Source organism: Pseudoruegeria sp. HB172150 (assembly GCF_013184805.1).
Taxonomy (GTDB): Bacteria; Pseudomonadota; Alphaproteobacteria; order Rhodobacterales; family Rhodobacteraceae; genus Psychromarinibacter.
Window position 1 is genome coordinate 16,572 of record NZ_JAATNG010000001.1, and the last position, 14,331, is coordinate 30,902.

The 14,331-nt window shown below is 62.8% G+C and carries 13 protein-coding genes; 4 read left to right on the forward strand and 9 right to left on the reverse strand.

Going from position 1 to position 14,331, the window contains the following annotated elements:
- Window positions 1-681 precede the first annotated feature (681 nt).
- Together HCO70_RS00100 and HCO70_RS00105 are read left to right on the forward strand one after the other, a co-directional pair.
- A complete protein-coding gene (locus tag HCO70_RS00100; protein ID WP_216665204.1) occupies window positions 682-1,407 on the forward strand; it encodes a hypothetical protein in 726 nt (241 codons plus the stop codon).
- The gene (locus tag HCO70_RS00105) at window positions 1,404-2,867 is read left to right on the forward strand and encodes a nucleotidyltransferase (protein ID WP_172291905.1); all 1,464 of its coding nucleotides are present in this window, start codon (window positions 1,404-1,406) and stop codon (window positions 2,865-2,867) included. The genes HCO70_RS00100 and HCO70_RS00105 overlap by 4 nt, the downstream gene beginning before the upstream one ends.
- 63 nt (window positions 2,868-2,930) lie before the next feature.
- On the opposite strand, the gene phnE (HCO70_RS00110) is transcribed toward HCO70_RS00105, so the two are convergent.
- From phnE (HCO70_RS00110) to HCO70_RS00145, 8 genes are all read right to left on the reverse strand, one after another.
- Window positions 2,931-4,241, reverse strand: coding sequence for a phosphonate ABC transporter, permease protein PhnE (gene phnE, locus HCO70_RS00110; RefSeq protein WP_172291907.1), 1,311 nt, complete (start codon window positions 4,239-4,241; stop codon window positions 2,931-2,933).
- Entirely contained in the window at window positions 4,238-5,104 is an 867-nt protein-coding gene (gene phnE, locus HCO70_RS00115; protein WP_172291909.1) for a phosphonate ABC transporter, permease protein PhnE, read from the reverse strand. The genes phnE (HCO70_RS00110) and phnE (HCO70_RS00115) overlap by 4 nt, the downstream gene beginning before the upstream one ends.
- A 52-nt stretch (window positions 5,105-5,156) precedes the next feature.
- Window positions 5,157-6,065, reverse strand: a complete 909-nt coding sequence (phnD, locus tag HCO70_RS00120) for a phosphonate ABC transporter substrate-binding protein (protein ID WP_172291911.1) — start codon at window positions 6,063-6,065, stop codon at window positions 5,157-5,159.
- 48 nt (window positions 6,066-6,113) lie between these two features.
- On the reverse strand, window positions 6,114-6,926 hold the full coding sequence (gene phnC, locus HCO70_RS00125; protein WP_172291913.1) for a phosphonate ABC transporter ATP-binding protein: 813 nt from the start codon (window positions 6,924-6,926) through the stop codon (window positions 6,114-6,116).
- A gap of 278 nt (window positions 6,927-7,204) precedes the next feature.
- Window positions 7,205-8,443, reverse strand: coding sequence for a Tm-1-like ATP-binding domain-containing protein (locus HCO70_RS00130; RefSeq protein ID WP_172291915.1), 1,239 nt, complete (start codon window positions 8,441-8,443; stop codon window positions 7,205-7,207).
- A 2-nt stretch (window positions 8,444-8,445) separates the two neighbouring features.
- Entirely contained in the window at window positions 8,446-9,969 is a 1,524-nt protein-coding gene (locus HCO70_RS00135; protein ID WP_172291917.1) for a tripartite tricarboxylate transporter permease, read from the reverse strand.
- A 9-nt stretch (window positions 9,970-9,978) separates the two neighbouring features.
- On the reverse strand, window positions 9,979-10,524 hold the full coding sequence (locus HCO70_RS00140; RefSeq protein ID WP_172291919.1) for a tripartite tricarboxylate transporter TctB family protein: 546 nt from the start codon (window positions 10,522-10,524) through the stop codon (window positions 9,979-9,981).
- Between the two features lie 58 nt (window positions 10,525-10,582).
- On the reverse strand, window positions 10,583-11,521 hold the full coding sequence (locus tag HCO70_RS00145; RefSeq protein WP_172291921.1) for a tripartite tricarboxylate transporter substrate binding protein: 939 nt from the start codon (window positions 11,519-11,521) through the stop codon (window positions 10,583-10,585).
- A 134-nt stretch (window positions 11,522-11,655) separates the two neighbouring features.
- Here HCO70_RS00145 and HCO70_RS00150 point away from each other — a divergent pair, with 134 nt between their 5' ends.
- Both HCO70_RS00150 and HCO70_RS00155 read left to right on the forward strand, forming a co-directional pair.
- Window positions 11,656-12,456 (forward strand): IclR family transcriptional regulator, encoded by an 801-nt coding sequence (locus tag HCO70_RS00150; RefSeq protein ID WP_172291923.1) that lies wholly within the window; start codon window positions 11,656-11,658, stop codon window positions 12,454-12,456.
- An 18-nt stretch (window positions 12,457-12,474) separates the two neighbouring features.
- Window positions 12,475-13,827 (forward strand): aminotransferase class III-fold pyridoxal phosphate-dependent enzyme, encoded by a 1,353-nt coding sequence (locus HCO70_RS00155; RefSeq protein WP_172291925.1) that lies wholly within the window; start codon window positions 12,475-12,477, stop codon window positions 13,825-13,827.
- Window positions 13,828-13,864: 37 nt separating this feature from the next.
- Here HCO70_RS00155 and HCO70_RS00160 read toward each other — a convergent pair whose 3' ends face one another.
- Entirely contained in the window at window positions 13,865-14,059 is a 195-nt protein-coding gene (locus HCO70_RS00160; protein WP_172291927.1) for a DUF4278 domain-containing protein, read from the reverse strand.
- Window positions 14,060-14,331: the final 272 nt, after the last annotated feature.

Sequence of the window (14,331 nt, forward strand, 5' to 3'; positions counted from 1 at the left end):
TGCTGCGAAGGTCTTTTATGAGTCCCGGTCCCCGACCGGTTGCCGCACGGTAACCGATTTCTGCCGGTATACAAGCCGTCCGGGGCGGCTCTGCGGTGGATTTGGCGGCGGGGATTTCGGGCCGTCCGGGGGCGTTCGGCCAGACCTGGTTCGCCGGGGACAGGATCACCCTGACACTGGGGGAAGGGTAGCGTCCCCATGGGGACGGGGGGTTAAGCCATTGATTTCAGGCATGTTAGCGCAAACGTCGGTTTGGGGACGGGGTGGGGTATTGGGCGGAGGGTCGGTGGGACGGGTTGCCAGGAGTTCCGTGGTCTTCGCGGTGGTGGGCAGATTGCTCAATCTACTCGTGCTTCAAAGACGACGTTAGGTTCGGAGTAACCATCCTTTGGTTGCTATAAGAATTGTTCACAGTTGTTAGCTAGAGAAAAGAATTTTCTTTACAGGTCAAATTCACTACTCCACATTAACAAACCCCGCCAAGTTGACAGTGAAAATGTGCGGTGACTCACCGAAACACGTGCGAAACTGAACCGCACACGTCCCAAAGGGCTGCAAATGGATGGCGTTTCGACGAAGTGGATTGGCTACGCTCAGGCTGAGTATAGGGCTTCAAGCAAATTGAGGGTTTGGCTTTTTTTTGCCAGTCTGGCTTTACCTTTCCCGTCAGTCCTATCGGTGATGACTGCCAACGAGACCCAACTGTATCTGCTTGCTATACTTAATTTTGTATTTCTCGTGATTTGGTGGATCCTTAACAGCTTTTACGAGAGGCGTCAGTCGGCCGCCCATGCCGCACGACGTGCTTCAATGATCTCGAACGGTTTGGGTCAAGAATTCTCGGCAAGTGAAACGAGAAGGCTCACTGAAAAGATGAACGTGGATAAGGACGCCGCAGCGAAGCTCGAACGATCAGATTACTATTCAAGTACAAAAGAACCAGGACCGCATCGCTTGGTGGAGCTTGTTCAAGAGAGCGCCTTTTACAGCAGTAGACTGCACACGAGCAGTGGACAGACAATCACTATCTTGATTGGAATAATCCTCGTAATCTATGCCTGCATTGCGGCGCTAGCAGTTCCACAGTCGACAAATTATGCACTGATGCTGCTGGTGCGAATGTTCTTTGCAGCAACATTATTCATACTCTCCGCCGACGTGCTTGGGGCTCGCAACAAACATCTAGCATGCGCAAAGATTACGAATGAGATACTTTTGCGTTCTGAAATGCTTCTGGAGGTTGATCCAATACCAGAAATAGATGCTCTATTACTTATGGAAGATTATACAAGTGCAATTGAGAGGGCCCCTGAAATCGTTCCGAAGCTATACGGAATTAAGAGGGATCGGCTCAACGATCTTTGGTCAGAATACACTGACGGAAAGAAAAAAGGGGCTTTGGCTTGAAAAATCTGAGGCTATTCAAAGAATTTCTCGAAAGCTCCGTCAATCTGAATCAGACACGACTGGATAGCCTTCAACAAACTAGCGACGCGCTTCAGCGGTTTGTGGATGGATCTGACTGGGGCCCTGTTGGGCTCGAATGGTACCCCCAAGGTTCTTGGGCTCATAAGACAATAATAAAACCTATCCAAAATCGAGAGTATGACGCAGATATACTGGCGATTGTCGATCCGGTTGAGGATTGGGGTGCGTCAGATTATGTAAATGAGCTTTATCGCGTTTTTCGTGCCAGCGATCGCTATTCAGACATGGTGAGACGTTGGTCATACTGCGTTACAATAGAGTACTCTGGAGAAAAACGTGTGGATGTAGCGCCGTGCATTCGGCGGAGGATTATTGGAAGAAACTTCGAAGTTTGCAATCGTCATTTGGACGAGTTCGAGTCAACAGAACCGATAGTATTTACGGAGTGGCTAATTGGAAGAAACACAGTTTGCGGATCAAATTCGTTTCGCAAGGTCACCAGACTGTTCAAATATTTGCGCGATATTAAGAGAACCTTTACTTGCTCATCCGTTTGCTTGACGACTTTGCTTGCCAATCAAGTATTTGATACAGATCGAAACAGTGATGAGGTTTCAGATACGCCTTCAACGCTATTAATGATTGTAACTCGCCTAGATGTTTGGCTGCAAACCCGCCCAGTTCTACCGAGGGTAGCAAATCCGGCTATGCCGGTCGAAGATTTTTCGACTTGCTGGACAGATGCTCAGTATCAGAACTTCCGAAATCAGATTCACCGTTACCGAGAATGGATCGAAGATGCATTCAATGAGACGGATCGAAACAAGAGTATTGCAAAGTGGCGAAGAGTATTTGGAGATGAGTTTGCGAAAGATGAAGATGCAACTGAAGCCACTGCTGTCACGGCTAAGGCCTATGCGCATTTACGTAACCGTTCCAACTCAGTATCCGAGACGGCGATCACTATTGCCGGCGACATTGTAGACCTGGTTAAGAGCTACGGCTTACGTGCAATCCCACCAAACTTTGCCGTACTTCCCTATCAAAAGCAGCCCTTTTGGCGAACTGCACACGAAGAACAGGTCCAAGTTAGAGTTTTGGCGGGTCTTTACTCTTCAAAAAGCACACCTGAAGTCAAAAAAATCGTGACCTCCGAACCTTTGAATAAGGGGCGCTGGCTTTTATTTCACGCAACGACAAATACTGGTATTCCCTTTAATATCAGGGAATTCGAGGTCTTCTGGAGGGTTACAAATACCGGGGAGGAAGCTTTAAAGGATAACGGGCTAAGGGGTGGTTTTGTTGATGCAAATTCCGGCAATGATCGGTGGGAAGCCCTGAAGTATCGTGGGTTACATTTCATTGAGGCATTTGTTGTCAGAAAGCGTGACAAGCACCTTTTGGGCGTGAGCGAACCATTTTATGTTTTGATTGAGTAAGGTGGTCTGCGTAATTTATTCGCGCTCCGCCTAATATGCCGTGAATTGTCAGCTTCTTTGGCCCTACCTCCCACCGATCAGCTTCGCCCGCAGCCACCCGGACAGCGAGTCCATCGCCATGACCATCAGCACCACGAGGATGATGTAGTAGGCGACCTCTTCCCAGTCCTTCTGGGTCTGGATCGCCTGGGTCAGCAAGAGGCCGATGCCGCCGCCGGTGATGGCGCCGATGATGGTGGCGGAGCGGGTGTTGGACTCGAAGAAGTAGAGCACCTGTGACAGCAGCACCGGCACGACCTGCGGGATGACGCCGAAGCGGTAGCGCTGCAGCGGCTTGGCGCCGGTGGAGGCGACGCCTTCGATCTGCTTGTCGTCGACATTCTCCAGCGCCTCGGAGAACAGCTTGCCGAAGGTGCCGGTATCCGTGAGCAGGATCGCGAGGGAGCCGGTCAGCGGGCCGGGGCCGAAGGCGCGCGACAGGACGATGGTCCAGATCAGCGCGTCGACGCCGCGGACGAAGTCGAAGATGCGGCGGAAGGTGAAGCGGACGGCCATGAAGGGGCTGAAGCGTTTCGCGGCGAGGAAGCCGAGGGGGAGCGCGACCATGGCGGCGCCGAAGGTGCCGAGGAAGGCCATCAGAATGGTCTCTCCTATCGCCCAGGCGACATCTGCGTGGCGCCACATCGGGTTGCGCCAGAAATCATGGGCGGCGCCGGCGATGTTGCCCCGGGTCGGGTCCCATTGCTCGCCGAAGACGATGTCGTAGAAGCTGTGGCCGTAATAGGGGCTTTCGAGGGTGAAGAAGAACAGCTCCCACCCCGGGAAGTAGCGGAAGATTTCTGTCTTGGAGCGCGTGATGGTGATGCGGCCGCCCTCTGTCAGCATCGCGACGCGGCGGTCGGAGACGGAGGCCCAGTCGGGCGGCGGATCGGGGAGGTTGGTGACGATGGCGGCGCCGTCGAAATGCGCCTCGACCGTGCCGAAGCCGGGGACGACGTATTCGGTGCGGTTGTCGGGGAGCAGGCGGACGAGGTGGCCGTGGGGCAGGGTGACGGTGGTGATGTCGCCGGTCTCGACCCAGTCGGGATGCGTGCCCTCGGGGTATTCGCCCTTGCGCTCCCCCTCGATGGAATAGGCGATGTCGCCGGTGCGGTGGGAGCGTTCGACATGGACCTTGTAGGACCAGCTGTCGGAGGCGAGGGTCACCGCGTTCTCGGGGCGCATGCGCTGCAGCAGGCCGCCGATGTCGAAGGCGATGAAGATGTAGGCGAGGTAGGCGAGGATCACCACCGGGACGGCGAAGCCGATCATGCGCTTGCGGGCGAAGATGCGGGTGGCGTCGTGCTTTGCGAGGGTCAGGTCGGCGGCGGTCATGCGAGGCGGCCCTCGGTCAGGCGGTTGCGGTAGCGGCTGGAGATCTGGTCGAAGACCACGATGGCGCCGAAGAGGAGGAGGAAGATCGCGGCGGCCTCGTCGAATTCGCCGGGGCCCCAGGACATCGAGTTCTTCAGCTCGTAGCCGAGGCCGCCGGCGCCGACGAAGCCGAGGATGGCGGAGGCGCGGATGTTGATCTCGAAGCGCAGGAGCGCGTAGCTGAGGAAGTTGGGCGCGACCTGGGGGATGACGCCGAGCAGCATGCGCTGGGTCCAGTTGGCGCCGACCGAGGCGAGGCCGTCGACGGGTTTCAGGTCGGCGTTCTCGGCGACCTCGGAGAACAGCTTGCCGAGGGCGCCGGTGGTGTGGATGGCGATGGCGAGCATGGCGGGAACGGGGCCGCCGCCCAGCATGAAGATCAGGACGAGGGCGATGACGATCTCGGGGATGGCGCGCATGATGTCCATCAAGCGGCGGAACAGCGGGACGAGGCGCGGCCAGCGGGCGAGGCCGCGGGTGGAGAGCAGCGCGAAGATCAGGCCGAAGATCGCGCCCAGCAGCGTGGAGACGGCGGCGATGTTCAGCGTCTCGACCAGCGCGGGGAAGAATTTGACGAGGTTGGCGGGGAGTTCGGCGCGTTTCTCCCAGGCTTCGGAGATCACCGCGGCGGGATAGTCGCCGACGCGGTGCAGCCCCTCCCAGAAGCCGCCGGCATTGCGCGCGTCGGCGACGTAGAAGCCCGAGGCCATCAGCAGGGCGAAGATGGCGAGCACGAGGCCGCCGTAGAGGCGGCGCTGGCGGACGAGCGCCATGTACTCCGTCTGCAGGACGTCGATGCGGGCGGGGGCGGAGATGTCTGTCATGGGGAAACGGCAGGCGCCGGGGGCAGGTGCCCCCGGCGCCGGATGTCTGGCCTTACTGGCCGATCACGGCTTCGCGGGCCGCGATGATCGACAGGTATTCGTCGTGGGTCACCGGGTCGAAGCCCAGGGTGTCGCCGGCGGCGACGCCGTAAGCGCAATCCGGGTCTTTTTCGTAGAGGTTGTCGACCAGCTCGGTCATGGTCACCTTGACCTCTTCCGGCAGCGCCTTGCGGACGACGACGGGGCCTTCGGGGATGACCTTGGATTTCCAGATCTGGACCAGCTCGTTCATGTCGACGAGGCCGGCGTCGACGGCCTTGCGCAGGGCGCCGGAGTTGTAGCCGTCTTCCCAGTTGCCCTGGGCGTCGGCCCAGGTCACGCCGCCTTCGATGTCGCCGTTATAGACCGCGACGATGGTCTGCTCGTGGCCGCCGGTAAAGACGACGTCGCCGAAGTATTCGCCGGGTTCCATGGTGATGTCGGAGGCGATCTGGGGGATCTCGATCGACGGAATCAGATAGCCCGAGGTGGAGTTCGGGTCGCCGAAGCCGAAGGTCTTGCCTTTCAGCTCTTCGATCGAGGTGATGCCGCTGTCGGCACGGGCGAAGCCGATCGAATGGTAGCCGTGCGAGCCGTCGAGGTTGATCTTGACCAGCACCGGCTCGACCGCTTCCGGGTCCTGCAGGTAGGTGGCGGCATAGCCGGAGGCGCCGAGCCAGGCCATGTCGAGCGTGCCGCCCAGGAGGCCCTGGATCACGCCGTTATAGTCGGCCGGGGCAAAAAGCTTGACAGGAACGCCGAGCGCTTCCTCGGTGTAATCCACCATGCAGGCATAGCTGTTCAGGCGGTCCTGAGCGTTTTCGCCGCCGAGGATGCCGATGCGGAATTCCTCGATTTCCTGGGCGAAGGCACCGGTCGCGAGGACCGTGGTGGCCAGGGCCAGAGAAAGGGTGGTCTTCATTGCAGTCTCCATGATTGATGCCCGCTTTGCGTCGGGCAGGGTCGCGGATCAGGCCGGCAGGGCGCTTGCCGGTGCCGGCCTGTCCAGGGATTCGATTTCGGTGGAGGTGGCGCCTTCGGAGAAATCGCCGGAGGCGCCGTAGATCTCGCGCGCGGTGTCGGTGGTCAGCATCTCGGGCGCGCCGTCGAAGACGATGCGGCCGTCGCGCATGCCGATCACCCGGTCGCAATAGCGGCGCGCGGTGTCGAGCGTGTGCAGGTTGCAGATCACCATGCGGCCGTCTTCCTCGTGGATGCGGCGCAGGGCGTCCATGACGATCTGGGCGTTCATCGGGTCGAGCGAGGCGATCGGCTCGTCGGCGAGGATGATGTCGGGGTCCTGCATCAGCGCGCGGGCGATGGCGACGCGCTGCTGCTGTCCGCCGGACAGCGCCTCGGCCCGTTTCGCCGCGTGTTCGGCGATGCCGAGGCGATCGAGGATCTCGATGGCGCGGTGGATGTCGGCATCCGGGTAGAGATTGAACAGAGTCGCGAAGGTGGACCGCTTGTTAAGCGTGCCGTGCAGGACGTTCGACACGACATCCATGCGCGGCACGAGGTTGAACTGCTGGAAGATCATCGCGCAGCGCGACTGCCATTCGCGCTTGGCCGCGCCCTTCAGCGTGGTGATCTCGCGGCCCTCGTAGGTGATCGAGCCACCGGAGGCGTCGCCCAGCCGGTTCAGCATGCGCAGTAGCGTCGATTTCCCGGCGCCGGAACGCCCGATCACGCCGAGCATGCATGGCGCGTCGACGGTGAAGTTGATCTGGTCGACCGCGGTCCTGTCCCCGAACCGCTTGGTCAAAGCCGAGACTGATAGCATGTAGCCCCCTTGCAGACAGGCCGACTGCTACGCGGGCTCAAAGACGGAAACGTAAAGGTTTGGTGACGCTTTTGTCGCGGTTTTGTTTCGGTTTCATGACATCCCAAACGGGCGGCGGCAGGATGCCGGAATGAGCGCTTCCGCGCGCTGTTATTGTCCCTTGTGGTGGTGCGATGCGGTGTCCCGGCCCTGCGATTGTGGCGGGTCCGGGAGCCTCCGGCGGGGATATTTTTGACCAGAAGAAGCAGGCGGATCGCCCCTGCTTCCGGCGATGTCGGTCAGTCCGGGCGCGGCAAGAGGCCCTGCGCCTGCCAGCGGTCGAAGATGCGCAAAACGGCGTCGGAGAAGGCGGCGTCGTTTATATGGGCGTCCACTTCCTGAAGCTCGACATTGGAGGGGCAGGCGGCGCGCATCTCGTCAAGGAAGGCGGCGAGGCCTTCGGCGTCGTGCAGGTCGGCGCCGGGACGGTCCCATTCGCCGCAGCCGCCCGTGGGCAGGAGAAGAACTGTGGGGCCCTGCGCTTGTGCCAGCCGGTCGGCATGGGCGCGGGCGACGGCGCGGCGGCGGGTTTCGTCGAGGACGACGGACGTCAGAAGGCGGTTATGGGCGTGGCTGGGGAGGTCCTTCAGGGCATCGGGGATCGGCTGCCAGCCGACGAGGTCCACGAGGTCGTAGCAGCCGGGCGCGACGATCTGCGGGATGCCGCGCTTGCCCGCGGCGGTGAGGCGGCTGTCGCCCGCCGAGATCGCCGAGCCGTGGATGTGGTTTCCGACTTCCTGCGTGGCAAAGTCCATGACGCAGGCGAAAGCGCCCTGGGCGGCGAGATTCTCGAACGCGCGGCCGCCCATGCCGGTGGCGTGAAACACGGCGACCTCGTAGCCGCGGTCTTCCAGCGCCGGTTTCAGGGGGACCATGTAGCGCAGGACGGATTTGCCGAAGCTGGTCATGGCGATCAGCGGTTTCGAGCGGTCGGGGCGCTGGACGGCGCGGGCTGCGCCGAGGACGGCGCCCGCCGCCTGCGAGAGCGAGGCGCGGCAGACGGAGTTAAGGCCGTAAAGGCCGCCGGCCCAGAGGATCATCTGGATGTCGGCGGGCAGGCGTTCCGGCGGGATCAGGGGAGAGAAGGCGACGGTGGAGACGATGTATTTCGGGGTGCCCAGCGGCAGGGCTGCTGCGACGTCGAGGGCGAGGTCGGTGCCCATGGTGCCGCCGAGGATGAGGGCGCCGTCGAACTGGCCTTGTGCGTGCAGGCGTGCGGCGAGGAGGGCGGCGCCCCTGGCCATGATCTGCATGGCCTGGTTTTCGTCCTGGGCCGCGATGGCCTCGGCGATTGTGTGGCCGGCTTCGCGCGCGACGTCGTGTTTCGAGTGGTCGGTGGGCTGCGCCGGGTCGCCGAGAACGGAGACGTCCATGGTGACGGTGTTGCCACCCTGCTGGCGGATCACGTCGGCGAGGAAGGCGAGCTCGTCCTGCTTGGTGTCGTAGGTGCCGACGATGAGGATGGTGCGGTCGGGCATGGTCACCTTGTCTGGCTGTCGTGCAGGTCGTGGTCGTGCTGCGTCTCGGGGACGCGGCTGCGGTGTTCGCGGATCACGCCCCAGACGTGGAGGACGATGAGCACGAGGATGGCGAGCGCGAGGAGGGCGGCGATGGGGCGGTCGACGAAGTCGAGCGGGGTTTTGACGCGGGCCATGGCGGAACGGAGTTTGACCTCCATGATGCCGCCGAGGACCATGCCGAGGACGATGGGGACGATGGGCAGGTTCTGGCGCTTGAGGATCAGGCCGAGGATGCCGAAACCCGCCGAGATGGCGCAGTCGGTGATGGAGTTGCGCAGGGAATAGACGCCGACGAAGCCGAGGGTGAGGATCGTCATGCCGAGGAAGCGGGTGGGGATGCGGATGATCTGCAGCAGCCAGTTGGAGGCGAAGAGCATGAAGACCACGACGATGACGTTGAGGGCGATCATCGCGATGTAGAGGGCGTAGACGAAATCGAGCTGGTTCTGGAACAGGTTCGGGCCGGGGATGACGTTGTGGACGTAGAAGACCGAGAGCATCATCGCGGTCAGCGCCTCGCCTGGAATGCCGAGGGCGAGGAGCGGGATCATCGCGGCGGCGGGGACGGCGTTGTTGGCGGATTCGGAGGCGACGAGGCCCTCGGGGGAGCCGTGGCCGAATTCCTCGGGTGCTTTCGAGGTCTTCTGGGCGTAGGTGTAGCTGAGGAACTGGGCGGTGAATTCGCCGACGCCGGGGATCATGCCCATCAGGACGCCGAAGCTGGAGCCTGCGGCGGCGATGCGCTTGAACTGCAGGACCTCGCCCATGGCGCGGAGCATGTTGCCCTTCACGCGCTGGGTGGTGGGGGCAGATTCCGGGTCGGTCAGCAGGACGAAGGCCTGTGACAGCGCGAAGAGGCCGAGGACGACGACGATCAGGTTGATGCCGGAGGCGAGCCAATCCTGGCCGAAGGTGTAGCGCTGGGTGTATTTGACCGGCTCCAGCCCGATGGTGTTCAGGAAGATGCCGAAGGCGGCGAGCATGCCGGCGGCGAAGGTCTGGCCGCGATGGGCGAGGACGACGAGGACGATGCCGAGGAGCGCGGCGAGGAAGATCTCGCGGCTGCCGAACATGGGGGCGATTTTCGCCAGCAGCGGGGCGAAGAGGATCAGGGCGACGATGGAGAGGATGCCGCCGAAGAAGCTGGCGCCGTAGGCGAGGCCGAGGGCGCGAAGGGCCTGGCCCTTCTTCGTCATCGGGTGGCCGTCATAGGTGGTGAGCGCGTTGACGGCGGTGCCGGGGGTGTTGATCAGGATCGCGGGGAGGGCGCCGCCGAACATTGAGGAGCCGTAGATGCCGAGCAGCATCGTCAGGCCGACGAGCGGGTCGAGCGAGAAGGTGGCGGGCAGCAGGATCGCGATGGCGACGGCGGGGCCGACGCCGGGAATGGCGCCGATGATCACGCCGCCGACGGAGCCGATCAGCAGGGCGAGCGCCACGTCGAAGCGGGCGAGAAGGTCGAGACCGGAGAGGAAGGCGTCCATCCGAGGGGCCTAGAGATAGGTCATCATGAAACTGCGGAACGCGCCGGGGGGCAGCGCGTCGTAGATCGCGCCGGCGGGAATCTTCACCTGCAGGAAGCTCTTGAATAGGACCACCACCGCAACGGCGAAGACGGTGGAGGCGAGGAGCCATTGCGGGCTGCGATAGCCGAGCCGGAAGGAGAGCGTACCGCAGAACAGGATTGTGGCGAGGAGGTAGCCGATCACCGGGACCAGCAGAACATAGGCCATGAACCATGCGGCATATTCGAGGGAGCGGAGCCAGTAGAGCACTTCGGCGAGCCGGCCGGGGATGCGTTCGGAGACCACCGCGCCAAGCAGGTGCAGCCCCGCGAAGAACGTCATCGCAACGAGTGATATGGCGGGCCAGAAGGCGGGTTGGGCGAAAAGCTGCGTGCGCTTTTCCACCCATGTCGTCTGCATGGGCAGGTTGACCAGCAGGAACAGCGCAAACAGGAAAAAGGCGAGCGCGAAGACCATGTCGCCGGGGCGGCGATAGCGCTTGAACAGATCCTGGAAGGTCTTCAGACGGCTCATGCGCCCTCGGGTCCGGAATAAGGCGCCCCGGCCGCGCTGGCCGGGGCGGTGGCTGGGATCAATTGTCGATCAGTTCCAGCACGGTGCCAAGAGTGGCGGCATCCTGTTCGATCTGGGCGGCGGAGGCGTCGGCATCCTGCCAGTAGATCAGCGCGCCGGTCTGCGCGGCGAGTTCCTTGGCGGCGTCGGAATTCACGACTTCCTGCGCCACCGCGGCGATCTTTTCGCGCGCGTCTGCGGGCGTGTCCTTGTGGACGAAGAGCCCGTTCCAGAGCGCGATGTTCAGGTCCGGCGCCAGTTCGCCCACGGTCGGTGCATCGGGGGTGAGCGGAATGCGCTCGGCGCCGATGGAGGCCAGCACCTTTACCTGATCGAGGCAGGGAAGGATCAGCTGCAGCGTCGTGTTGATCACGTCGGCATCGCCGGAGGCCAGCGTGTTGCAGTCGAGCGCGTCGAAGGCGGCGTCGGACGCGTAGTCGAAGCCCATCGTTTCCGCCAGCGCCAGCGTCACCTGCGTCGGGATCAGGACCGAGCCGAAATGGCCGAGGGCCACGTCGTTGTCGGCGGCGTAGGCGGCCAGTTCCTCCATCGAGGAATAGGGCGCGTCGCCGGAGGTGGCGATGACGAAGGGATAGGTCAGGAAGATGCCGACGGGATCGAACGGGTTCGGGTTCAGCGCCGGGATACCGACCTCTGGCCCGATCAGCGGGACGCCAATCACGAAGGAGCCGACGGTGTAACCGTCGGGGTCTGCCGCCGCGACCTCGGCCGCGCCGGGGAAGGGGCCGCCGCCGCCGCCGGGCTTGTTCACGACAGCTGCAGGAACGCCGTAGGTCTCCTGAAACTGTTCGGCGATCATCCGGGTCAGGACGTCCTCAAGGTCGCCCGGCGGGAACGGGACGACGAATTCGACGGGCTGTTCGGGATATTCGGCCTGGGCGGCCAGCGGCAGGGCCATGGCGAGCGCCGCAGCGCCCGTGGCGAGGAATTTGCGCATTGTCACCTCCTGTTGGTGAAGTGGTTCATTATTCGAACCATCGGTATCAAATATTCTTGCCCGGGCTTCGGTTTTCTGTCAACGTTTCTGTGAGGCCGCGGCTGCGGAATTGCCGGGCAGTTTGGAAACGCACGATGGGAACGATCAGCAAAGCACTGGAACTGCTGAACTATTTCTCCCGCACCCGGCCCGCGATCGGGCTGGGGGAATTCGTGCGGCTGTCGGGGCGCGACAAGGCGACGGTTCACCGGCACCTGGTGGAACTGCATGAAAACGGGTTCTTGGAGCAGAATCCGGAGTCGCGTGCCTATCGTCTTGGGCCGGCGATTCTGCGGCTGTCGGGGGTGCGGGAGGCGACCTATCCGGTGCGTTCCGTGCTGCGACCGGTGGTGACCCGGATGGCGGAGGCGGTGGGCGAACTGGTCCATGCCTCGGTGCTGCAGGGAGAGCTGCTGTCGCCCGCCTTTCATTCCGATCCGCTTGGGCACGGGACGCAGGTGCATTTCGACGAGGGCGAGATGCTGCCGCTGCATGCGACGTCTTCGGGGCTGGCCGTGCTGGCCTTTGCACCGGACGGTTTTCGGGAGGCGGTGCTGCGCGCGCCCTTGCCGGCAATCACGGCGCAGACGGTGACCGATGCCGGGGCGCTGCGCGGCCTGCTTGACGAGGTGCGTCACACGGGGATTGCGCGGCTGGACCGGGCGTTCGACCAGGAGGTCGCGTCGCAGGGAGCGCCGGTCTTTGGCCCCGCGGGCGAGGTCGTCGGCGCGATTTCCATCGCCATTCCGGCGGTGCGGTCGACCACCGAGAAGATGGACGCGGCGCTGCCGGCGCTGCGGCAGGGGATCGTCGAGGCGACGCGCGCGCTGGGCGGCAACCTTCCGAAAGAACATGCGGGCAAGTGGGAGGTTTCCCAGCCCGAGACCGTAGACTGATCATCCGCGAGGCACGCCATGAAGGACATGAACTTTCTGAAGGAAAACAACGCCCGCCACCTGTGGTACCCGATGGCGCATCCGGCGGACAGCCTTGCGAACCCGCCGGATATCATCGTCGGCGGCGAGGGGGTTCATATCACCGACGTGGACGGCAAGCGGACGGTGGATGCCGTGGGCGGGCTGTGGAACGTGAACCTCGGCTATTCCTGCGAGCCGGTGAAGGCGGCGATCCGCGAACAGCTTGACCGGCTGCCGTATTACTCGATCTTCCGGGGGACGACGAACGACGCGGTGATCGAACTGTCGTGGATGCTGCGGGAGTTCTTTGCGGAGGAGGGGATGGGACGGGCGTTCTTTACCTCGGGCGGCGGGGATTCGGTGGAGATCGCGCTGCGGCTGGCGCGGCAGTACCACAAGGTGCGCGGCGAGGCGGGGCGGGTGAAGTACCTGTCGCTGAAGAAGGGGTATCACGGGACGCATACGCTGGCGGCGTCGGTGAACGGGAATTCGAATTTCCGGACGCAGTACGAGCCGCTGATGCCGGGGTGTTTCCATATTCCGGCGCCGTATGTGTATCGCAATCCGTTCGGGGAGAGCGACCCGGAGAAGCTCGCGCAGCTGTGCCTGGCGGCTCTGGAGGACGAGATAAAGTTCCAGGGGGCGGAGACGATTGCCGCCTTCATCATGGAGCCGATTTTGGGCGCGGGGGGCGTGATCCCGCCGCATGAGAGCTTCATGCCGGGGGTGCGGGAGATCTGCTCGCGCTATGGCATCCTGCTGGTGGCGGACGAGGTGATCTGCGGTTTCGGGCGGACCGGAGACTGGTCAGGCTCCCGCCACTGGGGCGTGAAACCGGACATGATGTGCACCGCGAAGGCGATTACGAACGGGTATTTCCCGTTCGGCGCGGTGATGGTGTCGGAGGACCTGGCGCCGGTGTTCGAGGAGGATACGACGGGGCGCGGGGCGATTGCGTCGGGGTACACCTATTCGGGACATCCGGTTGGGGCGGCGGCGGCGATCGCGTGCCTGAAGGAGACCCAGCGGCTGCAGGTGAAGGACAATGCGGCGGCGCGGGGGGCGGAGCTGTTCGCGGGGCTGCAGGCGCTGGCGGAGAAGTACGATGTGATCGGGGATGTGCGGGGCGGGCACGGGCTGATGTGCGCGCTGGAGCTGGTGTCGGACCGGGGGACGAAGACGCCCATCGGGAAGGACGCGATCGGGAAGGTGCATCGCGGCGCCTACGAGGCGGGGGCGATGATCCGGGTGTCGGGGCCGAACATCATCCTGTCGCCGCCGCTGGTGCTGACGTCCGGGGACGTGCAGACGATCCTGTCGGCGCTGGATGCGGGGTTCGCGGTGGTGTGACGGGGACGGCCTGGGCGGGGTGCCCGGGCGTTTTGGGTCAGACCGGCAGGGCCTGTAGATAAGCCGCGCCGCGGTAGATCATGAGCTGCGGGCGTACCGGGGTGGAGGGCGCATCGGTGATGCCATGCCGGTGGGGGACGCCGCGATAGATCATCGGGTGGCTGTGGAGTGGCGCGGCGAAAGGTTCGATGTCGCTGCGCCGGTAGCGGGTGCCGCGGTAGATCATGGTCATCACTTCAAATCTCCTAAAATATGGCCCTGCGCCGACGCGGGTGGGTGTGGAAACATACCCGCAGGAAGAATCGTGCGGCGGCGCAGGGCCGGGGGCTAAAATTGGGTTGGTCCGGCGAATACGGGGTGCCGGGATCTTCATTTCGAATGTGCCCGTCCTAGCGCCGAACTGTCCGGGAGACCTGAAGAAGCGCTGAAACTTTCCTGAATTTTCCTGCACAAGGGCACCGCCTGCGGTTGAATGACGCAATTGCGGCTGAGTGCCGCGCCAGG